Annotated in this window: 27 protein-coding genes, 1 tRNA gene and 1 pseudogene; 13 read left to right on the forward strand and 16 right to left on the reverse strand. The window is 63.7% G+C overall.

The features are described from left to right. Positions 1 to 10: 10 nt before the first annotated feature. Both EXZ48_RS12965 and EXZ48_RS12970 read right to left on the reverse strand, forming a co-directional pair. A complete protein-coding gene (locus tag EXZ48_RS12965) occupies positions 11 to 1,042 on the reverse strand; it encodes a hydroxyacid dehydrogenase (RefSeq protein WP_130516327.1) in 1,032 nt (343 codons plus the stop codon). A gap of 54 nt (positions 1,043 to 1,096) precedes the next feature. Continuing rightward, on the reverse strand, positions 1,097 to 1,375 hold the full coding sequence (locus tag EXZ48_RS12970) for a hypothetical protein (RefSeq protein ID WP_130516329.1): 279 nt from the start codon (positions 1,373 to 1,375) through the stop codon (positions 1,097 to 1,099). A 111-nt stretch (positions 1,376 to 1,486) separates the two neighbouring features. Here EXZ48_RS12970 and EXZ48_RS12975 point away from each other — a divergent pair, with 111 nt between their 5' ends. The 3 genes from EXZ48_RS12975 to EXZ48_RS12985 are packed head-to-tail and all read left to right on the forward strand — an operon-like array spanning position 1,487 to position 4,292. Next, positions 1,487 to 2,113, forward strand: a complete 627-nt coding sequence (locus EXZ48_RS12975; RefSeq protein WP_130516331.1) for a ribonuclease D — start codon at positions 1,487 to 1,489, stop codon at positions 2,111 to 2,113. Between the two features lie 43 nt (positions 2,114 to 2,156). Next, positions 2,157 to 2,993 carry a DUF817 domain-containing protein gene (locus EXZ48_RS12980; RefSeq protein WP_130516592.1) on the forward strand — a complete coding sequence of 279 codons (837 nt, stop codon included), beginning with the start codon at positions 2,157 to 2,159 and terminating at the stop codon, positions 2,991 to 2,993. Positions 2,994 to 3,044: 51 nt separating this feature from the next. After that, positions 3,045 to 4,292 carry a hypothetical protein gene (locus EXZ48_RS12985; protein ID WP_130516333.1) on the forward strand — a complete coding sequence of 416 codons (1,248 nt, stop codon included), beginning with the start codon at positions 3,045 to 3,047 and terminating at the stop codon, positions 4,290 to 4,292. A gap of 3 nt (positions 4,293 to 4,295) precedes the next feature. Here the strand turns inward: EXZ48_RS12985 and EXZ48_RS12990 are convergent, their stop codons facing one another. Beyond that, complete coding sequence (locus EXZ48_RS12990) at positions 4,296 to 4,631, reverse strand: DUF6665 family protein (protein ID WP_050745475.1); 336 nt, start codon at positions 4,629 to 4,631, stop codon at positions 4,296 to 4,298. Between the two features lie 57 nt (positions 4,632 to 4,688). Further along, positions 4,689 to 6,071, reverse strand: a complete 1,383-nt coding sequence (locus tag EXZ48_RS12995) for a nicotinate phosphoribosyltransferase (RefSeq protein ID WP_130516335.1) — start codon at positions 6,069 to 6,071, stop codon at positions 4,689 to 4,691. A 407-nt stretch (positions 6,072 to 6,478) separates the two neighbouring features. On the opposite strand from EXZ48_RS12995, the gene EXZ48_RS13000 reads away from it, so the two are divergent. Next, on the forward strand, positions 6,479 to 8,029 hold the full coding sequence (locus EXZ48_RS13000; protein WP_130516337.1) for a hypothetical protein: 1,551 nt from the start codon (positions 6,479 to 6,481) through the stop codon (positions 8,027 to 8,029). A 70-nt stretch (positions 8,030 to 8,099) separates the two neighbouring features. Here EXZ48_RS13000 and rpsA read toward each other — a convergent pair whose 3' ends face one another. The 4 genes from rpsA to aroA form a co-directional block, all read right to left on the reverse strand. Then, positions 8,100 to 9,806 (reverse strand): 30S ribosomal protein S1, encoded by a 1,707-nt coding sequence (gene rpsA, locus EXZ48_RS13005; protein ID WP_024270000.1) that lies wholly within the window; start codon positions 9,804 to 9,806, stop codon positions 8,100 to 8,102. Between the two features lie 142 nt (positions 9,807 to 9,948). Beyond that, positions 9,949 to 10,581 carry a (d)CMP kinase gene (gene cmk, locus EXZ48_RS13010; RefSeq protein ID WP_130516339.1) on the reverse strand — a complete coding sequence of 211 codons (633 nt, stop codon included), beginning with the start codon at positions 10,579 to 10,581 and terminating at the stop codon, positions 9,949 to 9,951. Beyond that, complete coding sequence (locus tag EXZ48_RS13015) at positions 10,578 to 11,396, reverse strand: hypothetical protein (protein ID WP_371687654.1); 819 nt, start codon at positions 11,394 to 11,396, stop codon at positions 10,578 to 10,580. Before EXZ48_RS13015 ends, cmk begins: the two co-directional genes overlap by 4 nt. A gap of 12 nt (positions 11,397 to 11,408) precedes the next feature. After that, positions 11,409 to 12,755, reverse strand: a complete 1,347-nt coding sequence (aroA, locus tag EXZ48_RS13020) for a 3-phosphoshikimate 1-carboxyvinyltransferase (RefSeq protein WP_130516341.1) — start codon at positions 12,753 to 12,755, stop codon at positions 11,409 to 11,411. 270 nt (positions 12,756 to 13,025) lie between these two features. On the opposite strand from aroA, the gene EXZ48_RS13025 reads away from it, so the two are divergent. Further along, positions 13,026 to 13,415, forward strand: a complete 390-nt coding sequence (locus EXZ48_RS13025; RefSeq protein ID WP_023513807.1) for a TIGR02300 family protein — start codon at positions 13,026 to 13,028, stop codon at positions 13,413 to 13,415. Between the two features lie 146 nt (positions 13,416 to 13,561). Beyond that, positions 13,562 to 13,637: transfer RNA gene (locus EXZ48_RS13030), tRNA-Ala, on the forward strand. Between the two features lie 28 nt (positions 13,638 to 13,665). Here the strand turns inward: EXZ48_RS13030 and EXZ48_RS13035 are convergent. Continuing rightward, positions 13,666 to 13,920 (reverse strand): annotated as a pseudogene (locus EXZ48_RS13035) (DUF2934 domain-containing protein); the annotation flags it as partial. A gap of 181 nt (positions 13,921 to 14,101) precedes the next feature. Between EXZ48_RS13035 and EXZ48_RS13040 the strand changes: the two are divergent. After that, positions 14,102 to 15,277 (forward strand): TMEM43 family protein, encoded by a 1,176-nt coding sequence (locus EXZ48_RS13040; protein ID WP_130516343.1) that lies wholly within the window; start codon positions 14,102 to 14,104, stop codon positions 15,275 to 15,277. A 37-nt stretch (positions 15,278 to 15,314) separates the two neighbouring features. Further along, positions 15,315 to 16,106, forward strand: a complete 792-nt coding sequence (locus tag EXZ48_RS13045; protein ID WP_130516344.1) for a YdcF family protein — start codon at positions 15,315 to 15,317, stop codon at positions 16,104 to 16,106. A gap of 3 nt (positions 16,107 to 16,109) precedes the next feature. On the opposite strand, the gene EXZ48_RS13050 is transcribed toward EXZ48_RS13045, so the two are convergent. Beyond that, positions 16,110 to 16,583 carry a hypothetical protein gene (locus tag EXZ48_RS13050; RefSeq protein WP_023513600.1) on the reverse strand — a complete coding sequence of 158 codons (474 nt, stop codon included), beginning with the start codon at positions 16,581 to 16,583 and terminating at the stop codon, positions 16,110 to 16,112. Between the two features lie 137 nt (positions 16,584 to 16,720). On the opposite strand from EXZ48_RS13050, the gene EXZ48_RS13055 reads away from it, so the two are divergent. Then, the gene (locus tag EXZ48_RS13055; RefSeq protein ID WP_023513601.1) at positions 16,721 to 17,356 is read left to right on the forward strand and encodes a trimeric intracellular cation channel family protein; all 636 of its coding nucleotides are present in this window, start codon (positions 16,721 to 16,723) and stop codon (positions 17,354 to 17,356) included. A 15-nt stretch (positions 17,357 to 17,371) separates the two neighbouring features. Here the strand turns inward: EXZ48_RS13055 and irrA are convergent, their stop codons facing one another. Continuing rightward, on the reverse strand, positions 17,372 to 17,791 hold the full coding sequence (gene irrA / locus EXZ48_RS13060) for an iron response transcriptional regulator IrrA (protein ID WP_024270001.1): 420 nt from the start codon (positions 17,789 to 17,791) through the stop codon (positions 17,372 to 17,374). A 316-nt stretch (positions 17,792 to 18,107) separates the two neighbouring features. On the opposite strand from irrA, the gene fabA reads away from it, so the two are divergent. From fabA to fabI, 3 genes are all read left to right on the forward strand, one after another. After that, the gene (gene fabA / locus EXZ48_RS13065; RefSeq protein WP_023512507.1) at positions 18,108 to 18,623 is read left to right on the forward strand and encodes a 3-hydroxyacyl-[acyl-carrier-protein] dehydratase FabA; all 516 of its coding nucleotides are present in this window, start codon (positions 18,108 to 18,110) and stop codon (positions 18,621 to 18,623) included. 80 nt (positions 18,624 to 18,703) lie between these two features. Continuing rightward, positions 18,704 to 19,927 (forward strand): beta-ketoacyl-ACP synthase I, encoded by a 1,224-nt coding sequence (gene fabB, locus EXZ48_RS13070; protein WP_130516346.1) that lies wholly within the window; start codon positions 18,704 to 18,706, stop codon positions 19,925 to 19,927. Positions 19,928 to 19,932: 5 nt separating this feature from the next. Beyond that, positions 19,933 to 20,739 (forward strand): enoyl-ACP reductase FabI, encoded by an 807-nt coding sequence (gene fabI / locus EXZ48_RS13075; RefSeq protein ID WP_023512505.1) that lies wholly within the window; start codon positions 19,933 to 19,935, stop codon positions 20,737 to 20,739. Between the two features lie 45 nt (positions 20,740 to 20,784). Here fabI and EXZ48_RS13080 read toward each other — a convergent pair whose 3' ends face one another. Further along, positions 20,785 to 21,012 carry a hypothetical protein gene (locus EXZ48_RS13080; RefSeq protein ID WP_130516348.1) on the reverse strand — a complete coding sequence of 76 codons (228 nt, stop codon included), beginning with the start codon at positions 21,010 to 21,012 and terminating at the stop codon, positions 20,785 to 20,787. A 66-nt stretch (positions 21,013 to 21,078) separates the two neighbouring features. Next, positions 21,079 to 21,678 (reverse strand): LysE family translocator, encoded by a 600-nt coding sequence (locus tag EXZ48_RS13085; RefSeq protein ID WP_130516350.1) that lies wholly within the window; start codon positions 21,676 to 21,678, stop codon positions 21,079 to 21,081. Positions 21,679 to 21,807: 129 nt separating this feature from the next. On the opposite strand from EXZ48_RS13085, the gene EXZ48_RS13090 reads away from it, so the two are divergent. Further along, positions 21,808 to 22,266, forward strand: a complete 459-nt coding sequence (locus tag EXZ48_RS13090) for an Lrp/AsnC family transcriptional regulator (RefSeq protein WP_130516352.1) — start codon at positions 21,808 to 21,810, stop codon at positions 22,264 to 22,266. A gap of 3 nt (positions 22,267 to 22,269) precedes the next feature. Here EXZ48_RS13090 and EXZ48_RS13095 read toward each other — a convergent pair whose 3' ends face one another. From EXZ48_RS13095 to rpsO, 3 genes are all read right to left on the reverse strand, one after another. Then, on the reverse strand, positions 22,270 to 23,286 hold the full coding sequence (locus EXZ48_RS13095; RefSeq protein ID WP_037405168.1) for a class I SAM-dependent methyltransferase: 1,017 nt from the start codon (positions 23,284 to 23,286) through the stop codon (positions 22,270 to 22,272). Between the two features lie 138 nt (positions 23,287 to 23,424). After that, the gene (pnp, locus tag EXZ48_RS13100; RefSeq protein WP_050742545.1) at positions 23,425 to 25,566 is read right to left on the reverse strand and encodes a polyribonucleotide nucleotidyltransferase; all 2,142 of its coding nucleotides are present in this window, start codon (positions 25,564 to 25,566) and stop codon (positions 23,425 to 23,427) included. A 353-nt stretch (positions 25,567 to 25,919) separates the two neighbouring features. Beyond that, the gene (gene rpsO, locus EXZ48_RS13105) at positions 25,920 to 26,189 is read right to left on the reverse strand and encodes a 30S ribosomal protein S15 (RefSeq protein WP_024270002.1); all 270 of its coding nucleotides are present in this window, start codon (positions 26,187 to 26,189) and stop codon (positions 25,920 to 25,922) included. Between the last annotated feature and the right edge of the window lie 145 nt (positions 26,190 to 26,334).

The raw sequence follows: 26,334 nt of genomic DNA on the forward strand, positions 1-26,334 counted from the left end.
CCTTTTCGTTTCAGTTGACGCTCACCGGCTTGGAGCGCATGCGCGAGACCGTCTCACGCTCGGCCCGCTTGCAGCGCATCGGCGGCAGGCCGCGATCCATCAGCGCCATATCCTCCAAGACCATGTCACCCATCTTCTTGAAAGCGCTGTCCAGCGCACCCGCGCGGTGGGCCGAGCGGACGAAGCCCTTCAGCCGGCGCACGGGATGGTCCGCCGGCAGCGGCTCCTCCGGATAAACGTCGCTTGCCGCAACGATATGGCCGGTCTCGACCGCCGCCATCAGCGCCGGGAAATCGACGACGTCTGCCCGGCTGAGCAGGATGAAGGCCGCGCCCTTGCGCATCGAGGCAAAGGCCTCCGCCCCGAGAAAACCCTTGTTCTCGCTTGTCACGGAGGCGACGACGAAAACAAAGTCGCTCATGGCCAGCACCTCGGAAAGCGAGGCGGGCTCGACCCCGACATCCCGCAGCATCGAGGGCGGCAGCCAGGGATCGAAGACACGGATTTTCGCGCGGAAGCCCGAGAGCACGCGGTTCAGCGCCCGGCCGAGATCACCGAAGCCGACGACGCCGATCTCGGAGCCAGAGAGGAGGCGCGCGGACCGGTTGCCGTCCCCGCCCCACAATTCCGTCCCCTCGCGGAAGGCGACATCGGCGTCGATCACGCCGCGGGCAAGGTTCAGCGCCATGGCAAGGCCGAGTTCGGCCACCGGCTCGGCAAAGACCTGGCCAGTGGTGACGACATGGATGCCGCGCTCGAACAGAACCTCATAGGGCATGTTGTTGAGGAGATTGCTCTCGACATTGAGGATCGCGCGCAGGTTCGGCATGCGCGCCAGCGTTTCGGCGGAAAGCGGCGGCTGTCCGAGGATATAGCGCGCCTGGCCGAGCACCGCGTCGCCAAGCGCGGCTATGTCTTCGGGATCAGCCTCGACAATACGATAGGCCCGGCGCAAAGCGGCCTCTGCCGCGGGGGTGAAGATGAGGTCCAGCGTGCGCGGTTCGGGCACGCTGATCACCAGCGGCAGGCTTTCGTCGGTCATGGCTCCTCCGGATGAACGACCCCGGCCGGAACGGTCGGGGCATGAAAGGGCGCGCTACCAGTCGTAGCCGCGCAGGCTCCGCTCGCGCGACAGCGGCAGATAGCTGCCGCTCGAGGTCACACCGCCACGCGTACAGTTGTAGACCGTATGGCCCCATTGGCGTTTCGTGCTGTTTTCCGGCGGCGGCACATAGTGCGGGGAGCAGGAGACCGCTTCCTCGGCCTCGTCCTGCTCGGTCGTCACGACGCCAGGCAGATCATGGAAAACCTGTGCGCTGGCTACGGGCGCAAGCAGCATCGCGGCAAGAGCGGCAAGGACCAATCGTTTCGTCATATCATCTTTCGGCAGCAGGGCCGATCCTTCGCAATCCATAAAGAAGTACCGCAGGCCGGAAACATGCGCTATAGGCCTGCGGACACAGAGACAGCTTAGATGGGGTTTTTCATGGCAAGTGCAATCCGGTATCACGAAGGTGATATCTCGGCGGCGGATGCGGCCCGTTATGCCGGCGCGATCGCGATCGACACCGAAACGCTCGGCCTCATCCCGCGCCGCGACCGGCTGTGCGTCGTGCAGCTTTCGCCGGGCGATGGCAGCGCCGATGTCATCCGCATTGCCGCGGGCCAGAAGGACGCACCGAACCTTGTCGCGATGCTGGAAGACCCAGCCCGCCAGAAGATCTTTCACTACGGCCGCTTCGATATCGCCGTTCTGTTCCACACCTTCGGCGTGACGACGACTCCGGTCTTCTGCACCAAGATCGCCTCGCGCCTGACGCGGACCTATACGGACCGGCATGGCCTGAAGGACAATCTGAAGGAAATGCTGGAAGTCGACATTTCCAAGCAGCAGCAGTCTTCCGACTGGGCGGCCGAGACTTTGTCCCCGGCGCAGCTCGAATATGCCGCCTCCGACGTGCTGCATCTCCATGCCCTGCGCGACAAGCTGATGGCGCGCCTCGTGCGGGACGGCAGGCTGGCGCACGCGGAGGCCTGCTTCACGTTCCTGCCGACCCGCGCCAAGCTCGACCTGCTCGGCTGGGAGGAAACCGACATCTTCGCCCATAGCTGAGCCGCCCGTGCAGAACGGATGGCAACACCAGACCGGGCCGACGCTGGAACCGCTGCGCCGCCTGATCCGCGGCCGGCTTGAGACGCTCCCGCCCGGTCTTGCGGAATTCATCCTCTTCGGGCTGAAGCAGGCCTGGGCCTGCCTTTTCGGCGGGCTCATGCTGGGGCTGATCATCCTGACGAAACTCGTCTGGCAGCCCGACTGGCCGATCCATCGGTACGACGCGCTCTTCGTGATGGCGCTCGCCATCCAGGTGACGTTCCTCACGCTGAAGATGGAGACCTTCGAGGAAGCGAAGGTCATCCTCATCTATCACTTCGTCGGCACGGCCATGGAGATCTTCAAGGTCCATATGGGCTCCTGGGTCTACCCGGAGGAGGCGATCATCCGTGTCGGTGGCGTGCCGCTGTTTTCCGGTTTCATGTATGCCTCGGTCGGCAGCTACATGGCGCGTGCCATCCGCATCTTCGACATGCGCTTCACCCATTATCCGCCCTTCTGGATGACGGCGCTGCTGGCGATCGCCATCTACGTCAATTTCTACCTGCATCACTTCATCATCGACATCCGCCTGGGGCTCTTCGCCGCGACGGTGCTGCTCTTCTGGCGCGTGCGCATCTACTACACGGTGGAGGAGAAGCCGCGCTGGATGCCGCTCGTCGTCGCGGCCTTCCTCACCTCCATCTTTCTCTGGATTGCCGAAAACATCGGCACGGCGACGGGGGTGTGGCTCTATCCGGGCCAGACGACCTGGCACATGGTGCCCTTCACCAAGCTCGGCTCGTGGTATCTCCTGCTCTATGTCAGCTTCGTGCTGGTGACGATCGTCTGCCGACCGCAGCCGCCCGACACCCCCGAAAAGCCGCAGGCGCAGGCTTAACGCGCGGTTAATCCCCTGCAGCCTATTCTTCCGGCGAGACCGGAGGTTGCCATGTTGACACCCCTGCAAAGCGCGCAATCGACCGCCGCCGTCTCGGCGATGCAGTCGATCGTCGAAACGCTTGAGGAGCGCCGCCGCGAAGAGGCCGAGAAGGCCAGCGGACAGCCGAAAGACGACGCCCAGAAACAGGCGCATCTTCACTCCGACGATACGACGCGGCAAGCCAATGCGCGCATCAACGAACATTTCTTCGGCAGCAATGCCCGCGGCGAGGAAACGCTCGCCAAGCTTATTTCCCGCTTCAGCGACACACTCGGCGTCACGCAGCAGGACGGCGAAGGCGCCCGCGCCTTTGCCCAGCGCCTGGCCGACCGGCTGGCGCTCGTCGATCAGATATCGCTTCCCGCCAGGGGCAGCACACTCGATGTCACGCTTCGCGGCCTCGGGACAACCCTCACGGCCGTCAAGCAGGCCATGGCAGGCCCGTCCGACGATGCGGCCGCCAACCTCGTCGCCCGCCTCGCGCTTACCGCCGGCGTCACGCAGGGCGAAGGCGAAGCGGATGCCGACTTCGAGCAGCGCCTCTCCGGCATGCTGACGCGTCTTCGCGGCGAGCTGCCGGAAGACGTGGCGACGCTCGAGAAGAAATCAGGCCTTGCCGATCTCGGCCTCAAGGCGGCCGATCTCATCGCGGCGATCCGCAACCCCTACGGCACGGAAGCCGAACGGGTGAAGGAGGCGCTTACCGAAAAGGCCGAGACCGAAAAGGCGCTGACGCCGGAGATGCGCAAGGTGCTCGCCCGTCTGGAGGACGCGGCGAACCCGAAAACCATCGAGGAACTGAAGCTCGACCGGACCCGGCGTGATCCGACCCGCATCGAGGATGCGGAAACACGCAAGGAGCGCGAGGAGACGATCCGTTCGCTGGAAGCCGGCGAGAAGCTGGAGGACGTCCAGGAACTTCAGGACGCCGTCGGCCGCGCCCATACCGACGCCAACCGCATACGGGAAGACAAGCGGCGGGGTGACCCGGCCGCAGCCGCGCTCGACACCATTCAGCTTCTCGCTGCCGGCGCAGAGACGACCCAGCTTGCCGGCAAGGCTCCCGCAAAGCAGACAGAAGCCGGCGACACCAACGAAATTCCCGCAGAAACCACGGGCGAAGCGGTCCGCAATCTCGATGCCGCCGGCGTGCGCGAGCAGGAAGAACGCGACGCAGCGCGCAAGGAAATCTTCGCACTGCGCGTCGACGACAACGGCATCTACGATCTCATCACCCGCCAGATCATCGCTCTGTAACCGTCAGGTCTTGCGCCGCACGATGCCGAGCCGGGCAATCACTTCCGGCGGAATGCCGTAGCGGCGGATCGCGTCCTTCTGGCTTCGCAGGCCACACATTTCCCGCTGGATGAAGAAGGCCCAGACCTTGTCGGCCGCATCGTTGATGAGATCTTCCCGTTCCGCCTCGCCACAGCCCGCAGCAAGACGCGCGGCCAGCAGTTCCAGCGCCTTCTCCACCTTGAGCCCGTGCCGGCCGAGCGCGTCAGCCCGCTCCGACATCAGTTCGTATTCGAGAATATTGAGCCCCGTCTCCTTGTTGAAGGAGGGAGCGAGCGCTTGCGGCGGGCGAACGGTCATCTTTCGTCTCCAGTCACAGAACTCAAGATGGCGCGGCGAAAGCCTTGCCGCAAGGCCTCAGGCGGCGCGGGCGCGCACCGCCTCGAAGGTCCAGTCGACGAGGAGCTTGCCGTCGCGCCAGACGGGCTGCAGCAGGTTCTCGCGGCCAGCAAGCTGGTCGATGCGAGCGGCCTCAAGACCGCTGATACCCGCCACCACGGCCTGGCGCCCTGCCTTCGAAGCCTTGAGGTTCATCGTCGCCGGACGCTTGTAGACATCGTGCCAGGCGCCGTCGGTACTCTGCCTTGCATTGGCCTTCATGGCGAAGGAATAGGTGTCCCGGTTGACCTTCTGCAGCAACCCTGCCCCCATCCCGAAGGCGATGTTTTCCGCCGAGAAACCAAAGGCTTCCAGCCGGCCGAGGATGAGGCCGATATCGGCGGGCGAGATGCCGTCCCCCTGGATGACGCGCACGCTGTTGTCCAGCACCTTGTAGCCCTTGGCGTTGAGATGCGTGCCGAAGGCATAGGCAAGCTGGCGCACGACCTGAACCGGCGTTTCCACCGGGTCGCCGCTGTCCGGCCTGACGACGAGCGTGCCGCCGGCGGCCTGCACCCGATCCTTCAGCTGCTTGCCCCAGATCTCCGTGACGGCATGGTTGATGTCATAGCTGTCGGACACGACCGCATAGAGGCCCTTGTCGCCGAAGCGGTCGATCATGTTGCCATAGGCCTCGGCTTCGCGCTCCTGGCCCCAGGAGGTCATGGTCGAATGCTCGGAGGCGGGAATGGAGAAACCGGCCATTTCGGCGCCGTAGTAGCGGCGCGCGAAGAGCACGGCGCTCACCGTATCGGTCCCCATGAAATTGACGAGATGCGCTGCCCCGCCAATGCCCGCCTGCTCGAAGCTGGTCGTGCCGCGCGCGCCAAAATCGTGCAGGCGGAAGGGAAGCACGGCGGCGGGATCGTCGCAGGTCCTTTCCAGGATCGGCTGGATGATCTGCTTCACCTTGCGGGAATTGGAGGCGACCGTGCTCGGATACCAGATGGCGCGCAGCAGCGCCGTCTCGATGTAGGAGGTCAGCCAGTAGCAGTCGGGGTCAGTGTTCACCACCTGCGCTACCGGCACGCCGCGACGCACCAGCGTGCCCTCGGGCAGCGCCTCGATGAGCAGCGGCAGGAAGCCTCCATGTTTCGTGACGATATGCGTCCAGCCCGCGCGATTGAACGGCAGGCCATGCGCCGTGACGATGCCCTCGGCCTCGTCCACATCCGCCATCGTCACCGGTTTCGACAGATACTCCTTGAGAAACATCTGGAGGCCGAAGAACAGCACTTCCGCGTGCTCGGAATGGCCACGCGCCTCGACATAGGAGGAAATGGCGCGTGTTTCCGGCGGATATTGCAGATAGTGACTGAACTTGTAGCTGTCGGTGTTGAGGATGAGGTTGGTGAGGTTCATCAAGGGTCTCCGCCGCATCCGCGGCCGACGAACGGGCGGCGGCGCAACAGTGCCGCGAAGATTTACGCGAGCTGAGCATAAGGGGCAAGGGCCGCCGCGCGGGACAATTCGAGGTGGGCAATGCTGCATCGCGAAGCGCGACTCCACGCATTAGCAATTCGTTAACCATAAAATGCCAATTGTAATTTATGGAAAGTTGTTCGGAGTTTCGGGCTCGCCCGTCTGGCACAGCCGTGTGGTTCCGTGCCTGCCGGGTTGCATCCCGCCTCCCTCGTTCCTGCCCGGCTCGTCCGGGCCGAAAGCTCACCAGCTCGCAGCGTCGCGCATGATGCGCCATCCGAAGGAAGATGGATCATTGGCAGACCTTGCGATGCGGATGGCATCGGCAGGGAGAACAGGAGGCAGGCATGCTGCCGCGTATGGCAACGACGACCGATACCGTGCAGCCCTCCCTTGCCGTTCCGGCAGGCGCATCGGTCGAGGCCGCCGCCAGGCCGCAGCTTTCTGCCGCTGCCCTTGCCAACCTCAGGACGGAAGTGCTGTTGCGCCTCATCGAAACCATGCTGAAGCATATGCCGCGCACCGGGGAGGCAAACCCGGGCCGCGATCTTCTCGAAACCTTGCTTGCCGTGCTGAAGGCGCTGCCCGGCCGGGAGGCAGAAGATGGCCGAAAGCTCGCCGATCTTCTCGCCAAGCTGCCGCCGGAGCTTCGTCCGAGCGTCGAAAAGCTCATCAGCACCGTGCTCTCCTCCATGCCGACGCGCAGCCTCGTCGAGGTGTTGCGCAACCCGAACGGGCCAGAGGCGCAGAAACTTGCCACCCTGCTTTCCGCAAACCTCAAGGCCGACACGCCGGCGCCCCAGCCCATGGAAAGCCAGCAGAAGCCACTTGGGCTGAACGCCCAGCAGCTTGCCGCAGTCGGGCGTCATAGCCCGCAGCAAGCTGGCCAGCCGGCACAGCTTCTCGGCGATGCCCGTGCCCTGCAGACGATGTTGAAGCGCATCTTCGACTTCGACGGCGGCAAATCGCGCCCGGCAACGGCCCGGGCGCTCGAGACCGCCGCCGGCCGTCTCGCGCTTGACGGCCCTACCCCGCTGCCCGCTGGGGAAAACGCCACGGCGCGCAGCGCTCAGCCCGCGTCGACACCGACGGGCAAGGCTGGCCATCCGCTGCCCGTCGAGGCCACGGAAGCGGCGCTGCGCCACGAGGACGTCGAGGGAAGCGAGAAGGCAACACCAGCCGCAAAGCGGGAAGACGTCCCGGTCAAGGCGCAGGTCGCCAATGCAGCCGGACAGGCCCTGGCCCGCAGCATTTTGCAGGCCGTCGCCCGCGATATGACGCCGGCCTTGCTGATGCCGGCCGTCGCGCAGATGCTGGAGAACCTGACGCCGGAAGAGGCGAATTTCATCCGCTCCCTCCTGGAACGCCCGCTCGGCCCCGCGGACGACCCGGCTCCTGCCCTCTTCGGGACCGACGGCAGCGAAGAAGCCCAAGCGGTCGCCGAGGCCGGCAAGGCCCGTACCACACCGTCCCAAGCGACACCCACCCAGCCGGTGCAGACCGCAGAGCCGGACGACACCCTTGCGATGCCGCAGGCCCGCGAGGCGCTGCATGCCCTTCAGGCGGCGCTGGCCGATGTGACGCCGGAAAGGCTGCTTTCGGCCGCCATCCTGCGCGAAGGCATACCGCTCGCCTTCGTGCCCTATCTGCCGGCCGAGGAGGACCTCGACTGGCCCGAGGGCCGCGAACGGGGCGAGGAGGACGAAAGCGCGAACGAAGAGCATGGCGACGAGGAGCAAGCCGGCGGCGAGGCGGGCGAGGACGCCACCTTCGACGCCGACGGCGAAGAACCCGAGGCGGCCGACATGGCGAAGCGCCGCGAAAAGACCGCTGAAATGGTCGGCGTCATCGAGCCGGGCCTCGTCTTCTACCAGAAGCTCGGCGACTATTGGACCTGAGCAAAGCTCAAAAGAAAAACCCGCGGAGATCGCTCTCCGCGGGTTCTTGATGTCGAGATAAACGAAAGGCTTATTCGGCGTTGTTGCGGTTCTTCAGAGCCGCGCCGAGGATGTCGCCGAGCGAAGCGCCCGAGTCGGACGAACCGAACTGTGCGACGGCTTCCTTTTCTTCGGCGATTTCGAGCGCCTTGATCGAAAGCTGGATCTTGCGATCCTTCTTCGAGAAGTTCAGGACGCGCGCATCGACGGTCTGGCCGACCGAGAAACGCTCCGGACGCTGTTCGTCACGGTCACGCGACAGGTCGCCACGGCGGATGAACGACGTGATGTCCTCGTGGTTGACGAGCTTCACTTCGATGCCGCCATCGTTGATCGCGATGACTTCAGCCGAAACGACGGCGTTCTTGCGCAGATCGCCGGACGCAGCGGCGTCGCCGACCGAGTCCTTGCCGAGCTGCTTGATGCCGAGCGAGATGCGCTCCTTGTCGACGTCCACATCCAGAACGACAGCCTTGACGACGTCGCCCTTGTTGAACTCCTCGATGACCTGCTCGCCCGGACGGTTCCAGTCGAGGTCGGAGAGGTGCACCATGCCGTCCACGTCGCCGTCGAGGCCGATGAACAGGCCGAATTCGGTCTTGTTCTTGACTTCGCCTTCGACTTCCGTGCCAGCCGGGTGGCTGTGCGCGAAGGCCTGCCACGGGTTCTCGAGGGTCTGCTTGAGACCGAGCGAGATGCGGCGCTTCGTCGGGTCGACTTCGAGAACGACCACGTCGACTTCCTGGCTCGTGGACAGGATCTTGCCGGGGTGAACGTTCTTCTTGGTCCAGGACATTTCGGAGATGTGGATCAGGCCTTCGATGCCCGGCTCCAGCTCGACGAACGCACCGTAGTCGGTGATGTTCGTGACCGTACCGGAGATCTTCTTGCCGGTCGGGTACTTGGTGCCGATGCCATCCCACGGATCCGACTCGAGCTGCTTCATGCCGAGCGAGATGCGGTGGGTTTCCTGGTTGATGCGAATGATCTGAACCTTGACCTGCTGGCCGATGGACAGGATTTCCGACGGATGGTTGACCCGGCGCCAGGCCATGTCGGTGACGTGCAGCAGGCCGTCGATGCCACCGAGGTCAACGAACGCACCGTAATCGGTGATGTTCTTGACGACGCCGTCAACAACCTGGCCTTCTTCGAGGTTCTGAACGATTTCAGAACGCTGCTCGGCGCGCGACTCTTCGAGAACCGTACGGCGCGAGACGACGATGTTGCCGCGACGCTTGTCCATCTTGAGGATTTCGAAGGGCTGCGGGTTGTGCATGAGCGGGGTGACGTCGCGGATCGGACGGATGTCGACCTGCGAACGCGGCAGGAAGGCAACGGCGCCGTCGAGATCGACGGTGAAACCACCCTTGACCTGGTTGAAGATGACGCCTTCGACGCGCTCGCCGGCTTCGAACTTGACTTCGAGCTTGGCCCAGCTTTCTTCGCGGCGAGCCTTTTCGCGCGAAAGAACAGCTTCGCCGAGAGCGTTTTCGATGCGCTCGACGTAAACTTCGACTTCGTCGCCGACCTTCAGCGTGCCGTCCTTCGACTTCGCGCCGAATTCCTTCAGCGGGACGCGGCCTTCAACCTTGAGGCCGACGTCGACGATGGCAACGTCCTTTTCGATCGCGGTAACGATGCCCTTGGCGACATAGCCTTCGGCGAGATCGTTAGCGGCGAAGGATTCCTGCAGAAGGGCTGCGAAATCTTCGCGCGTGGGGTTTGCTTGAGACATTGAAACTCCTGGTGTGCCTGTGGGCACGGGCGCCGGGGGTTAGCGTTGATGAGGAACGAGGCCATGCCCGCTGCCCTTGAGGCAGCAAATCCGGCGCGGGGACAGGCCTTGTTCTATGCTGGTGCAATTCCGGAAGGAAAAGCTAGTGCTTCAATGCGGCGTCGATGATCGACTTGGCCGCCGAAAACGCCGCCTCTATACCCATTTCCGAGGTATCAAGCAAGTGCGCATCATCGGCCGGTTTCAACGGGCTGTCCGCCCGGCCCATGTCACGCGCGTCCCGCCGGCGGATGTCGTCGAGGATCGTCTCGAAATCGGCCATCCCGCCATTGCCGAGGATTTCGTCATGGCGGCGCCTGGCGCGCACCTCCGGCGAAGCCGTGACATAGAGCTTCACCGCCGCATCCGGGCAGACGACCGTGCCGATATCGCGCCCATCGAGCACCGTGCCCGGCTCGCGCGCCGCAAAGCCGCGCTGCGCCTCGACCAACGCGCGGCGCACGGATGGCATGACCGCGATCTTGGAGGCCGCCTCACCGATGTCATGAGCGGACAGCACCGCCCGGTCGAGCCCGCCGAGATCAAGCGTGCGCGCCACCTCGGCCGCGACAGCCTCGTCATCGAGCGGCAGACCACGATCGATGAGCGCCTTGGCCGTCGCGCGATAGGTCAGGCCCGTATCGAGGTGATGAAAGCCATAATCCTCCGCAATCCGGCGCGACAGCGTACCCTTGCCCGCGGCAGCCGGTCCGTCGATGGCGATTGTGAAAGTCATTCCGTCACCTGAAAATGGATGTGATCGTCATGGCGCGCAGCCCGGCAGCCCTGGAACCGCACGTACGGATGGGCGACACCGAGGCGTGCGGCCAGATGCGGCTCAATGAAAATCCGTTCCACACCGAATTCCGGTCCCTCCAAGGCAAGCCAGCGCAAGGCTGCACCCGTTCTAGCTTCGTCCAGCGTCCATGCAGGAAAAAACCCTTGCAGAAACCCCATGTTCCACCGAAGTGTCAAGAGATCGTCACGTTCGGTACATGGCAATGATGCGCCGGGCACAGGTTCTTCGAAGACGAAGTAGCCGACCGGTGAGCGCGCAGCCCTGTTCAGCGGCGTGCCCTTCTCATCGCGATAGTAAAACGCAATGTCGAGCTTGCGTCCGTCATCGTGCGACAGATGGGGCAGAAGCGGGAAACCGTCCAGAAACGGAAAATTGGCGTCGAGAACAAGCGTGACAGTCCCGGGAAACTCCAGAGCCATAGCCGCCGAGAGCGCTTCTGCAGCGCGCTTGGCCTCAACGGTGACGAAGTTGCGACTCAGCGCGCAATAAAGCGGGGACTGGACTTGCAGGCTGCCACTCCCGAAACAGGACAACGGCACACGACCGAAAAGAGGTGCCGTAAGTGCCGCAGCGGTCGTTGCCGAAACATACACCGACAGGAAAATCGCAAGACGAGCCGAGAGCCGGGTAACCTCGCCCCGCCGAGCCAGCCAACGCCCGGCAAGGTACGCGGCGCCGCCAATCTGCGTGAGCGCGGTCAAAAGAGAAAAGACAAGCGCGACGCGCAATGCCCTCGCGCCGATTCCCCTCAAGCCGACACTCCTTTATTCGATCTTCGCGCCCAACCCGGTCATGAGGTCCATGAACTCCGGAAAGCTCGTGGCGATCATCGTCGCGTCGTCCACCGTAACGGGGTTTTCCGAGACGAGGCCCATGACGAGGAAGCTCATGGCGATGCGGTGGTCGAGATGGGTGGCAACGGCGGCGCCCGAGGCGTTGCCGAGGCCCTTTCCATCCGGGCGGCCGCGCACGATCAGCGAGGTTTCGCCCTCGTCGCAATCGACGCCGTTGAGCTTCAGGCCGACCGCGACGGCCGAGAGACGGTCGCTTTCCTTGACGCGAAGCTCTTCCAGGCCGTTCATGACCGTCGTGCCTTCGGCGAAGGCGGCGGCGACGGCAAGGACGGGATATTCGTCGATCATCGACGGCGCGCGGTCTTCCGGCACCGTCACGCCCTTGAGGTCGGAGGAGCGCACACGCAGGTCCGCGACATCCTCGCCGCCGGCAAGGCGCGGGTTCAAGACTTCGATGTTTGCGCCCATTTCCTGCAGCGTCAGGATGAGGCCGGTGCGGGTCGGGTTCATCAGCACGTTGAGGATCGTCACATCCGAGCCCGGCACGAGCAGTGCCGCGACCAGCGGGAAGGCTGTCGAGGACGGGTCGCCCGGCACATCGATGACCTGACCGGTGAGTTTTCCCTGGCCTTCAAGGCGGATCGTGCGCACGCCGTCCGTATCCGTCTCGACGGTGAGGTTGGCGCCAAATCCCTGCAGCATCTTTTCGGTATGGTCACGTGTCATGATAGGCTCGATGACCGTGGTGATGCCGGGCGTGTTGAGGCCGGCGAGCAGCACGGCGGACTTGACCTGCGCGGAGGCCATCGGCACGCGATAGGTGATCGGCGTCGGCGTCTTCGGCCCGCGCAGCGTGACCGGCAGGCGGTCGCCGTCGGCGGACGTCACCTGCACACCCATTTCGCGCAGCGGATTGAGGACGCGGCCCATCGGGCGCTTGGTCAGCGAGGCGTCGCCGATAAAGGTGGAATCGAAATCATAGACGCCGACGAGGCCCATGGTGAGGCGGCAGCCTGTGCCGGCATTGCCGAAATCAAGCGGCGCCTCGGGCGCAAGCAACGCGCCGTTGCCGACACCGTTGATGATCCAGGTGTCGCCCTCCTTGCGGATCTTGGCGCCCATGGCCTGCATGGCCTTGCCCGTATTGATCACATCCTCGCCTTCGAGCAGGCCCGTGATGCGCGTCTCGCCGCTGGCAAGGCCGCCGAACATGAAGGAGCGATGGGAAATCGACTTGTCGCCGGGGATGCGGACGGTCCCGGACAGGCCGGAGGATTTGCGGGCGGTTGCGGGCCGTGCACTGGCGCCATGCGACATGGTCGTCTTCCTTATATACATCCACGGCTCCCCGGAGAGGATCGCCCGGGGAGAACGCGGGCTTGCTATCACAAACGATTTAAAGCGTCATCATCCCGGCGAAAAACATTCGTCGTACCGCCCCCTCAGCGCCTGCTCCATGTCCGGCCCAAAGTTAGGCTTTGACAGGATTGCCCAAGACGATTAAGGGGACCGGCTAATCATTTTACCGTTCAACGCGCCGGAACCCCGGCCCCGCCGGAAACATACGGCACAGAGAAGGCTTTGACTGTGGCAAAAGCGGAACTCGGAACCAAACGCATCGACCCGGAAACCGGCAGGAAATTCTACGACCTGAACCGCGACCCGATCGTTTCCCCCTACACGGGCAAGTCCTATCCGCTCTCCTTCTTCGAGGAAACGTCGGCAGCCGCCGTCCTTGAGAAGGACGAGGACGAGGACGTGAACGAAGTCGATACCGAGAACACGGAAGTCGAGCTCGTTTCGCTTGAGGATGCCGACGAGGATGCAGCAGGCGGCGACGACCTGCCGGACCTCGGCGACGACGACGTCGAGATCGACGGCGACGAGGATGATACGTTCCTCGAACAGGACGAAGACGACGACGATGACGACATGTCCGGCCTCATCGGCGTGACCGGCGACGAAGACGAAGCATAAGAGTTTGATTTTCCGGCCGGTTTCAAAAAAATCGGCCGGATTTCATTTTTCGGCTTGCCATCTCCGAAACCCGGAAGTAATAAGCCGCCACACCGAACGGCAACGCCGCTTCGGTTCCCGGAAACCGGCTCTGCCGGACCCGTTATGGGGCTATAGCTCAGCTGGGAGAGCGCTTGCATGGCATGCAAGAGGTCAGCGGTTCGATCCCGCTTAGCTCCACCAAACCTTCCTCAGGATTGACAGGCTGAACCTAAGGCTGCTCGCGTGTGCCTGGCACTTCGCGCTGGTCGGCATCCTCCAGGTCCGTCTTTACCAGGAAGGCATCCGTGTGTTCGCGGACGGCTTCGCGCAGGGCGGCGAGGTTCGGAACGTCGTCACCCTCGATCTCTCCGTCCCCCTGGTCGATTTCCCGTTCCGCCTGGTACCAGTGGTCATCAGGCTTGCCCTCAGGCCGACCCTGCTGCAGCCAGAGCTCGTGGGCGCGCTTGCGGATTTTCTCTTCGCGATCGTCGGTCATGGACTGGCTCCCTTCCGTTTTTGCGACAACGGCGGAGGGGAGAAGATGTTCCGGGGCTCCGCCCTCGCCTCCGGCTCATTATGTCCCCGCTTGCGCAGTTCAGGAAGCGCGAATAAGCATGTCCTGCCGCGCGTCTCTGGCATGACGCACGCCTTGTCGGGGGACAATCATGAGCTTTACGGAAACGACGACCACGTCCTGGTTCTCCAGGCTGAAGGGGGCGCTGATCAAGATCGTGGTCGGCTTCATCCTTCTCATCGCCTGCATCTGGCTCCTGTTCTGGAACGAAGGCCGGTCGGTGAAGACCTATCGGGCGCTCGTCGAGGGCGCGGGCCTCGTCGTCTCCGTCGACAATGGCAGCGTGGATCCGGCGAATGACGGCAAGCTCGTGCACATTTCCGGACCGGTGAAGCCGGTCGGCGTGCCGGAGGACGACGTGCTCGGCATTTCAGCCGAAGGGGCGGGCGGGCTCGAACGCATCGTCGAGATGTACCAGTGGGTGGAGACCTCGAAATCGGAGACGCGCAAGCAGCTCGGCGGCAGCGAGGAGACGGTCACCACCTATTCCTACCACAAGGAATGGAAGCGCAACGAGGTCAGCTCCGGCAGCTTCCGCCAGTCGGGCCACGACAACCCGCAAAAGCCGATCGACGATGCAAGCTTTCCGGTGGAATCGGCAACCATCGGCGCCTTCAGCGTGGACGGTCGCGCCGTTGCGCGTCTTGGCGATGAACGGCCCGTGCCGCTCACCGCGCTGGACGTGAACCGGATGGGCGAGGCCGTGGCACTCGGCAAGCCCGTCTCGACGATCGCCGGCCAGGCCGTCTTCTCGTTCAATCCCGAGGATCCGCAGGTCGGCGACATCCGCATCCGCTTCGAGCGTTCCGACATTGCCGAGGCGAGTTTCGTCGGCGCCCAGCGCGGCAGCGGCCTGACACCCTACAAGACGACCAACGGACGCGACCTCTTCCTCAGCGATGCCGGTCTCGTCGATGCGGCCGCCATGTTCGATGCGGCGCAGAGCGAGAACACGATCATCACCTGGCTGGTGCGGGTCGGCGGGCTTATCGGCATCTTCATCGGCTTCGCCTTCATCCTGTCGATCCTCGGCGTCATCGCGGACGTCGTGCCCTTCGTCGGCTCCATCGTGCGCTTCGGCACGACGGCGATCGCGCTTATTCTCACGCTGCTGATCGGGCCGGCGGTCATCGCCATTGCCTGGATCGCCTACCGCCCGCTGATCGCCATCGCGGTTCTCGCGGCCGGCGTTGCGTTGGCGACAGGCATCCTCTATCTGCGGCGCGGCAAGGCGGCGGCGACGGCACCTGCCCTCGGGCGGGCCTGAGACCGGCGCGGACACGGCAACGAACAGTGGGTAGCGCGTGACCTATTACGCCTCGAAGATCTTCTGGCTGGCAGCCCAGCCCCTGTCGCTTGCGCTTCTGTTGCTTGCTTTCGGCCTTCTGGCCGGGTTTTTGAAATGGAACCGTCTGCGGGCGGCGGCGAGCGGGCTCGCCGCTCTCGTGCTTTTCGTGACGCTGTTCACCACGACGGGCTCTGTCCTCCTGCAAGTGCTGGAAGATCGTATTCCAAGGGCGGTATTGCCCGCCGGCGGCCCTACCTGCATCATCATGCTCGGCGGCGGCATCGAGGCGGAGGTGATTGCGGCACGCGGCGGCTTCGAGATGAACCAGGCGGCTGACCGCTTCATCGAAACGCTGCGGCTGGCGCGGGAATTTCCGGCTTCGCGGATCCTCATTTCCGGCGGTGACGGCTCGCTGAGCGGCAGCTACGAGGGCGATGCGGCAGTGGCAACGCGCTTCTTCGAAGCCTTCGGTGTGCCCGCAGACCGGCTCATCCGCGAGACCGAATCCCGCACGACCTTCGAGAATGTCGCGAACACCAAAGACCTGCTCGCCGTAAACGGGCTGGATCGCTGCCTGCTGGTGACCTCAGCCTTCCATATGCCGCGCTCGGTCGGCCTGTTCAGCAAGCTCGGTCTCGAGGTTCTGCCCTGGCCGACGGATTTCCGCACGACGGGCCATGCCGGCCTGGCACTCGATTTCACCCAGCCCTCAACCAACAGCCAGCTGACAACGACGGCGCTCCGGGAATGGACGGGGCTGCTGCTCTACTATTTCGCCGGCCGCACCCATGCGCTCTTCCCGCAATAGGCCCTATTTCTTCGAGATCGTATCGAACTGGGCGCCGCGCACGCGGATGGTCATGATGCAATACTCTGAATCGTCCCGCCCGCAGCTTGCGGCATTGGCCTTCAGCTCCAGCACCATGTTGCCGTAGCGCTTCTTCATCTCGTAGCCGTAGAGATCGGCATTGGCGGCGAGGAAATAGCCGCCTTCCGCGACCTGGATGTAGAACTCATGGGGGCAGCCGACATTGCCGCAGAGGCCACCCGGCGTGCCGTCGCAATTGACGGCGCCGAGATTGAAGATCGCGTCGACGATGCCGTCATTGTTGAAATCGACGTTGTCGGCAAAATCCTCGCCGAAGATCGGCGCCTTGCAGCGCTTGGCGACCTCTGCCTCGACGGCCGCATGCGCATCCGGCACGATCTCCGCCGCACGGACCGGCAGGATGGTCGAAACCAGCGCGGCGGCGAGAAGTGCAAGGGTTCTGATGCGGATGGCCATCTGTCAAACCTTTCCATGGCGGGCGATTCGGTCAATATGCGGACGGGCCGGCGCCGCGCCTGATTCTGCCCGGGCGTACGGGCGCGCACTCTAGCGCAGGAAAGCTGTCGCGAGGCTTGGCGGCGAAGGAGGAATGCGTGTCGATCCTGGAACTGCTCGACTACACGGGCGTCGCCGTCTTTGCCGCCACCGGCGCGCTCTCGGCCTCGCGCAAGCAGCTCGATATCATCGGCTTCCTCTTCCTTGCCGCTGCGACGGGCATCGGCGGCGGCACGTTCCGCGACGTCATCCTCGGCGCGACACCGGTCTTCTGGGTGGTGAACCCGACCTATCTCATCGTCTGCATCGCAGTTGCGCTTGTCGTCTTCGTGCTGGCGCACCGTATCGAGTCGCGCTACCGCCTGCTGCTCTGGCTCGATGCCATGGGTGTCTCGGCCTATTGCGTGATGGGCGCGGCAAAGGGCCTTGCGGCCACCGGCTCGCCGACGGTGGCTATCACGACAGGCGTGCTCACCGCCAGCTTCGGCGGCATCCTGCGCGATCTTCTGGCGGGCGAGCCCTCCGTGCTGCTGCGGCCGGAAATCTACATCACCGCGGCGCTGATCGGCGCGGCGGGCTTTACGGCGGCGAGCGTAGCGGGCGCACCTCTCTGGATCGCGTCCGCCATCGGTATCGGCGCCGCCTTCATCGTGCGCGGCGGGGCGCTGCGCTTCGGCTGGTGCTTTCCGGTCTACAAGCCGCGGCCGGGGCGGCATCCGGACGACGTGATGTGAGGCGCAATCCCGCGATCAGGCCTTCTTCGGGCGCAGGCGGATGATCACGTCAACGTGAGCGATCTCCATGCCCTCGGGCGGCTCCGGCAGGTTGCCGATGGCGATGTTGCTCACGGGAATGTCGAGCACGTGGTTCTCGCCCTCGACGAAGAAATGGTGATGGTCCGACACGTTGGTGTCGAAGTAGGTCTTCGAGCTTTCGACCGCCAGAACCCGGATGAGACCGGCCTCGGTGAACTGGTGCAGCGTGTTGTAGACGGTCGCCAGTGATACCGGAACGCCGGCCGTGACGGCCTCTTCGTGCAGCTCTTCCACCGTCAGGTGACGGTCGCCCTTTGCGAAGAGCAGGTCCCCGAGTGCCACACGCTGGCGCGTCGGGCGCAGGCCGCAATGGCGCAGGCGCTCTTCGATGGGCATCTCGTGTGCATGCGTCATGGGCGACGGATCCGCTTGTCTGGCCTTGAACAACAATCTTGAACTTTCGATATAACTTTACGAGCGTCGGGATTCAATAGGATTGCGGCGGCCTGAAGGCCCTCAACATGCGGAAAAACCGGGGCCTTTGCTATTGTCACGGCAATTTGCGCTGGCTGTCACCGCTGGCATCATGTATGCGGACAGCTGAATGAACGTCCCGCCCGAAGAAGGCGGGGCGACAAAAAGGAGAAGGGCCGGGTGCTTCAATTCGTGCCACACCTTCTCTAAATCTAACGCAGATCAAGCGTTGTTCAGACCGGGGATGAGACATTCGATGACGACCAGGCAATCCAGCTACAACTACGAGGAAATTCTGCGCTGCGGCCGCGGTGAGCTGTTCGGCCCCGGCAATGCCCAGCTTCCTCTGCCGCCCATGCTGATGGTCCACCGCATCACCGATATTTCCGAGACCGGCGGCGCCTTCGACAAGGGCTATATCCGCGCCGCATACGACGTGAAGCCCGATGACTGGTATTTCCCCTGTCACTTTCAGGGCAACCCGATCATGCCCGGCTGCCTCGGCCTCGACGGCATGTGGCAGCTGACCGGCTTCTTCCTCGGCTGGTTGGGCGAACCAGGCCGCGGCATGGCGCTGTCGACCGGCGAAGTGAAGTTCAAGGGTATGGTCCGCCCCCACACGAAGCTGCTCGAATACGGCATCGACTTCAAGCGTGTCATGCGTGGCCGCCTCGTGCTCGGCACGGCGGACGGCTGGCTGAAGGCCGACGGCGAGACCATCTATCAGGCGACCGACCTGCGCGTCGGCCTGTCGAAAGACAAGGAAGCTTAAGGCGGCGCGAAAGCCATCGAAAGCCTGAGGGCGGCGCAAAGCCGCCTTCACAACGAGACGTTCTAGAAAAGGTCGGAAACATGAGACGGGTAGTTGTCACGGGTCTGGGGATCGTATCCTCCATCGGGAACAATGCGGACGAAGTGACGGCGTCGCTGCGCGATGCGCGCTCGGGCATCAGCTTCTCGCAGGATTTCGCCGACCATGGCTTCAAGTGCCAGGTCTGGGGCGCGCCCAACATCGACACGAGCGAGCTCGTCGATCGCCGCGCCGCCCGCTTCCTCTCGCAGGGCGGTTCATGGAACCACGTTGCCATGAAGCAGGCGATCGCCGATTCCGGCCTGGAAGAGGCGGACTACGCCGCCAACGAGCGCGCCGGTATCATCATGGGTTCGGGCGGTCCTTCCACCCGTACGCTGATCGAGGCTGCCGAGATCACGCTGAAGAACAATTCGCCCAAGCGCATCGGCCCGTTCGCCGTGCCGAAGGCAATGTCCTCGACGGCATCGGCGACACTCGCCACCTGGTTCAAGATCCACGGCGTCAACTACTCGATCTCGTCGGCCTGCTCGACCTCTGCGCATTGCATCGGCAATGCCGCGGAAATGATCCAGTGGGGCAAGCAGGACATCATGTTCGCCGGCGGCCACGAAGACCTCGACTGGACCATGTCGAACCTCTTCGACGCCATGGGCGCCATGTCCTCCAAGTACAACGACACGCCCACGACGGCCTCGCGCGCCTATGACGTCAGCCGCGACGGCTTCGTCATCGCCGGTGGCGCCGGCGTGCTGGTGCTGGAAGAATACGAGCGTGCGAAGGCCCGCGGCGCAAAGATCTATGCGGAAATCGTCGGCTACGGCGCAACCTCCGACGGCTACGACATGGTTGCCCCGTCAGGCGAAGGTGCGATCCGCTGCATGCGTCAGGCGCTTTCCACCGTGAAGGGCGATGTCGATTACATCAACACGCACGGCACTTCGACGCCTGTCGGCGATTCCAAGGAGATTGGTGCGATCCGCGAAGTCTTCGGCGACAGGATCCCGCATATCCAGTCGACAAAGTCGCTGACCGGCCACTCGCTGGGCGCGGCCGGCGTGCAGGAATCGATCTACGGTCTGCTGATGATGCAGGCCGGCTTCATCGGCGAAAGCGCGCATATCACCGAGCTCGACCCGGAATTCGACGGCGTGCCGATCGTGCGCAAGCGCATCGACAACGCCAAGATCGACACGGTTCTCTCCAACTCCTTCGGCTTCGGCGGCACGAACGCCACGCTGGTCTTCCAGCGCCACAACGGATGACGTCAATGACGGGGATCATGAACGGCAAGCGCGGCCTCATCATGGGGGTCGCGAACAACCATTCCATCGCGTGGGGGATCGCGCAGAAACTGGCCGATCAGGGCGCGGAACTCGCCTTCACCTATCAGGGCGAAGCGCTCGGCAAGCGCGTCAAGCCGCTCGCCGCCGAACTCGGCTCGGATTTCGTCATTCCCTGCGACGTCGAGGACATCGCTTCGGTGGATGCGACGATCGAGGCGATCAAGGAGAAGTGGGGCAAGCTCGATTTCGTCGTGCACGCCATCGGCTTTTCCGACAAGAACGAACTGAAGGGCCTCTACGCCGATACCTCGCGCGACAACTTCTCGCGCACGATGGTCATCTCCTGCTTCTCCTTCACGGAGATCGCCAAGCGTGCGGCTGAGCTGATGACGGACGGCGGCGCGATGCTGACGCTGACCTATGGCGGCTCCACGCGCATCATGCCGAACTACAACGTCATGGGCGTCGCGAAGGCAGCGCTCGAAGCCTCCGTACGCTATCTGGCCGGCGACTATGGTCCGCAGGGCATTCGCGTCAACGCCATCTCGGCCGGCCCGATCCGCACGCTCGCCGGTGCCGGCATTTCGGACGCCCGCGCCATGCTGTCCTGGCAGCAGAAGAACGCGCCGCTACGCCGCACCGTCACCATCGAGGATGTCGGCAATTCGGCGCTGTATCTGCTTTCGGACCTGTCGAGCGGTGTTACCGGTGAAATCCACTACGTGGACTCCGGCTACAACATCACCTCCATGCCGACGCTCGAGCGTCTGGCAAAGGCCGACAGCGAGTAACCAAAGACGGCGCGATGTTCTCGGACTTCGCGCCGTTTTCCTTCGTCAGAGCACCATCAGCACGACGACGAGCAGGAGCACGGCGGCCAGAACGCCGAGGAACAGCGCCTGCACGCGGTTGTTCATTTCCAGTGGCTTTCCCTCGGCTCCACGCTTCAGGAACGCCAGCGGCACCTCGGAGGTCGGCGTATGCCCCTCCCCTTCCTTCACATCCTTGGCGATGACTTCCGCCACATCTTCGGTAATCGGTGGCCTTGCAGGTCCAAAAGCCATTGCGGGTCTCCTGAACTGAAACGGTTCGGGAATGGTGAACCTGTTTCGGCCAATTGGCAATGCGACCTATTCTCCCAAAACGGGCAGCAGCGACAGCACCAGAAGCAGCGCCATCACCCGGTTGAACACCCTCAGGCTGCGCGCACTGGCAAGGAACCGGCCCGCACCGACGCCGATACCGGCCCAGGCCAATGTGCTCGCCAGCGTCGCGCCGCCGAAAATAACGGCAAAGGCGGCGGGTACGGCGAGGCCTTGAGCAGTGCTACCGCCATAAGTGACGACAGCGCCGGCCACCATCACCCAGAGCTTCGGATTGACGAGTTGCAGCAGCGCGCCCTCGACGAAGGTGAACGGCCGACGCCGATCACCCTCCCCCGTCACCCCGACCGGCGCGGTGGCGATGCGCCAGGCGAGCCACAGCAGATAGGCGATGCCGACCCATTTCAGCACCAAGTGCACACGCGGCTCGGAGACGATGGTTCCCCCTGCCGCAGCGACAGCGAAGATGATGGCCGCCACGCCGGCACCCATTCCGACGGCCACCGGCAACGTCCGGCGAAAACCATGGTTGGCCCCCGAGGCTGTCACCATCGTATTGTTCGGCCCCGGCGTGCCCGCCATGGCGAATGCGAAACCCGTGGCCGCCAGTATCCAGGCCCAATCCATGCTGCTCTCCCGTCAAACCTGACAAAGCCTAGCAGCCGTTCCGCGCAAGCGGGTTGCCAAGATGCCAAGACTGGGGGAGATTTTGGTATTGGATGCCGTGATCCGGCTTGAACGTTTGTGAGAATTTCAATGCAACTGGACGAGATAGACCGCCGTATCCTGCGAGAACTGCAGCAGAATGGCCGGCTGCAGAATATCGAGCTGGCCAAACGCGTCGGCCTGTCGCCGTCGCCCTGCCTGCGGCGCGTGAAGCTTCTGGAGGAGGCCGGCATCATCAGCCGCTACGTGGCGGTGATCGACCAGGCGAGGGTCGGCCTCACCCTCTCCCTGTTCGCCCGCGTCTCGCTGACGGCACAGGACGCAGAAACGATCGACCATTTCATCGCGGCGATGAAGCGACTGCCCGAAGTGGTGGAGTGTTACATCATGCTCGGCGAGAGCGACGCGCTGCTGCGCGTCGTCGTCTCGGATCTGGAAGACTATCGCCGCTTCCAGTCGACCCATCTCACCCGCAGGAACGGCATCCAGACCGTCAAGACGGACGTGCCGAGCGAGACGATCAAACAGACTTTCGCGCTTCCCTTGTAGGGTTCAGCGCTTGCCCCAGAGAACCTTGAAGCGGGCGTTGCGGCAGACTTCACCGCTCTCCTTGAAGGCTTCCTTCAGCACGGGCTCGTAGGGCAGGCCGCGGTTGGCGACCATCAGCAGGCGTCCGCCGGCCTTCAGCGATTTTGCCGCCATGCGGATCATGCCGGCGCCGAGCGAGTGATCGGCCGCGTGTCCCTCATGGAAGGGCGGGTTCATGACGATGAGGTCGTAGTGATCGCGCGGCGTCTCGGCCGTCAGGTCGAACCAGTAGTAGCGGGCGGGAATGTTCGGGCAATTCTCCGCCATGTTCTCCTTGGCGGCTTCCAGCGCCTCGTAGTGCGCCTCGAAGAGGTCGATGCCCTTCACCTGCGGTGCGCGACCGCCGAACATGACGGAGAGATAGCCCCAGCCCGCACCGAAATCGGCGGCGTGGCCGTGGAAATCTTCCGGGATACGGGTCGCGAGCAGTTCGGAGCCCTCGTCGATCCGGTCATGCGAGAACATGCCCGGCGCCGCGGTGAAACGGCCGACGATGCGCACCGGCTTGGCGGCGAGCTTGGAAATGGCCTCGGACGGGTCTTCCGGACGGGCGAACCAGATGGCAAGGCCATGGTACTTCGGCATGTAGTCGCCGGAAAGGCCGAGCTGGTCGAGGCGCTTGCGCATCGACTGCACGCCGTCTTCCTTGCTGCCGGCAACGACGATGAGGCCGCCTGTGCGCACCCGGCGCAGCGCCTCGGCGATGCGGTTCTCGTTCTCGCCCTTGTGCTTGTTGATCAGGATGAGCGCGCCGTCGAAATCCTCACCCTCGATGACTGGCTTGACCGGCACGCGCACGGCCTCCAGCCCGCGGTGGAGCGCCCGTTGCGGCTGCACGGCTTCCAGTGTCGCGGCAAAACCTTCCGGCGGGCGCTGACCGGCTTCGGCGCCGAGAAAGAGATAGCGTTCGCCCTCTTCCGGCATGGCAAGCGTGCCGGCGGCAAAGGGATGAAACAGGGTCTTGAGGGCTTCGCGGGTCATGGCGGGCTTTCGGCGGTCGAGCAATTCCAGCAAGGCTCAAGGCGGTTTGCGTTCAGAATTGCGAAACTAATGGGTCTGTCAAAGGAAAGGGGCGCGGAACATTCCGCTCCGCGCCCCTTCTAAAGGTAGAAGGTCCGATTACTCGGCGGCTTCGCCGTCGCCCTTCTTGTCGGCAGCGACTTCCTTGCCGGTCGCCTGGTCGACGACCTTCATGGAGAGGCGGACCTTGCCGCGCTCGTCGAAGCCCATCAGCTTGACCCAGACCTTGTCGCCTTCCTTGACGACGTCGGAGGTCTTGGCAACGCGCTCCTGGGCGAGCTGCGAGATGTGCACGAGGCCGTCGCGCGGGCCGAAGAAGTTGACGAAGGCGCCAAAATCGGCGGTCTTCACGACCGTGCCTTCGTAGATCATGCCGACTTCCGGTTCCGCGACGATCGAGTGGATCCACTTGCGGGCCGCTTCGATCTCCTTGCCGGAGGAGGATGCGATCTTGATCGTGCCGTCGTCTTCGATGTTGATCTTGGCGCCGGTCTTCTCGACGATTTCGCGGATGACCTTGCCGCCCGTGCCGATGACTTCACGGATCTTGTCGACCGGGATGTTCATGACTTCGATGCGCGGTGCGAATTCGCCGAGCTGGCTGCGGCCTTCGGAGATGGCATTGGCCATTTCGCCGAGGATGTGCTTGCGGCCGCCCTGCGCCTGGCTGAGCGCGACCTTCATGATCTCTTCGGTGATACCGGCGATCTTGATGTCCATCTGCAGCGAGGTGATGCCGTCGGCGGTGCCGGCGACCTTGAAGTCCATGTCGCCGAGGTGGTCTTCGTCACCGAGGATGTCGGAGAGAACGGCGAAACGATCGCCTTCGAGGATCAGGCCCATGGCGATGCCGGCAACCGGCTTTGCCAGCGGAACGCCAGCGTCCATCAGTGCGAGCGAGGTGCCGCAGACCGTTGCCATCGAGGACGAGCCGTTCGACTCGGTGATCTCGGAGACGACGCGCAGCGTGTAGGGGAACTGTTCCGCCGTCGGCAGCATCGGGCGGATAGCGCGCCAAGCGAGCTTGCCGTGGCCGATTTCGCGGCGGCCCGGGGAGCCCATGCGACCCGTTTCACCGACCGAGTAGGGCGGGAAGTTGTAGTGCAGCAGGAAGCGTTCCTTGTACATGCCGGTCAGGCTGTCGACATACTGCTCGTCTTCGCCGGTGCCCAGCGTCGCAACGACGACGGCCTGGGTTTCACCGCGGGTGAAGAGTGCCGAACCGTGCGTACGCGGCAGGATGCCGACTTCCGAGACGATGGCGCGAACGGTGTCGAGATCGCGGCCGTCGATGCGGCTCTTGGTGTCGAGGATGTTCCAGCGAACGATCTTGGCCTGGAGGTGCTTGAAGACGGCGCCGATGACTTCGGCCGTGTACTTCGGCTCGACGCCTTCCGGGAAGAAGTGGGCCTTCACCTTCGCCTTGACGGCGTCGACGGCGGCGTAGCGGTCGGCCTTCTGGGTGATCTTGTAGGCGGCGCGCAGTTCGGTTTCGGCGAGGCCCAGCATTTCGGCTTCGAGCGCGGAATGATCTTCCGGGGTGAAGTCGCGGGGTTCCTTGGCAGCCACTTCAGCGAGCTTGATGATCGCGTCGATGACCGGCTGGAAGCCCTTGTGGCCGAACATGACGGCGCCGAGCATGACGTCTTCGTTCAGTTCCTTGGCTTCGGATTCGACCATCAGGACGGCGTCCTGCGTGCCGGCGACGACGAGGTCGAGAACGGACTCGTCCATCTCGTCGAGATGCGGGTTCAGGACGTATTCGCCGTTGATGTAGCCGACGCGCGCGCCGCCGACCGGGCCCATGAAGGGAACGCCGGAGATCGTGAGCGCTGCGGAAGCGGCAACCATCGACAGGACGTCGGGATCGTTTTCGAGGTCATGCTGGACGACCGTCACGACGACCTGCGTGTCGTTCTTGTAGCCTTCCGGGAAGAGCGGGCGGATCGGACGGTCGATCAGGCGGGAAACCAGCGTTTCCTTTTCCGACGGACGGCCTTCGCGCTTGAAGTAGCCACCCGGGATCTTGCCGGCGGCGTAGGTCTTTTCCTGGTAGTTGACGGTCAGCGGGAAGAAATCCTGGCCCGGCTTCGGCGCCTTGGCGGAAACGACGGTGGCGAGAACGACGGTTTCGCCGTAGGTCGCGAGAACCGCGCCATCAGCCTGACGGGCGATCTTGCCGGTTTCCAGCTTGAGCGGACGGCCCGCCCATTCGATTTCAACCGTATGGGTATCGAACATGTCTTGTCCTTCTTGGCAGATACGCGCACCGCCGCCCGAAAAGGCGCAGGTGGTCTATCCGCTTTCATGACGCATCATGGGCAAGACAACGGGAGGCTTCCGGGTGGTGGCTCGCGAACTCTGCGGGCGAAGGCTCTTTGAGCCCGGCCGACGACAGGCGCGCGCCTGAAGCATCCTGCAATCCTGCCCCATGACAGGTCATCGGTTGGTTCCGCAGGACCGGCCCATCCGGCCTGCTGGAGAATTCCGTTTCACGAGGCGGTCGCAACCGGCACAGGGGGAACGGTCTGGCGAAGCGTCTGCTCCGCAAAAGAAAGCGGCGGGCGCTCACGAAGAACGCCCGCCGAAATTGCTTAGCGGCGAATACCGAGGGCAGCAATCAGCTTGCTGTAACGGGCATCGTCCTTCTTCTTGAGGTAGTCAAGAAGCGAGCGGCGGCTGGAAACCATGGTCAGAAGGCCACGACGGGAGTGGTTGTCCTTCTTATGGCCCTTGAAGTGTTCCGTCAGGTTGTTGATACGCTCGGTCAGGATCGCAACCTGGACTTCCGGAGAACCGGTATCGCCTTCGACGGTAGCGTATTCCTTGATCAGCGCAGCCTTGCGCTCAGCAGTGATCGACATCGTATGTCCTTTCATGAATGGGAACAAAGGTCGCCAAAAGCCGGGATGTCGTCCAGCGATGGCCGTGAAGGCAAGCGGGGAAGGCCCCGCATTGCTGGCGGTGCCTATAAACCATTCCCTCATGAAAGGAAAGAGCCGTCATCAA

Source organism: Shinella sp. JR1-6 (assembly GCF_004284735.1).
Classification (GTDB): domain Bacteria; phylum Pseudomonadota; class Alphaproteobacteria; order Rhizobiales; family Rhizobiaceae; genus Shinella.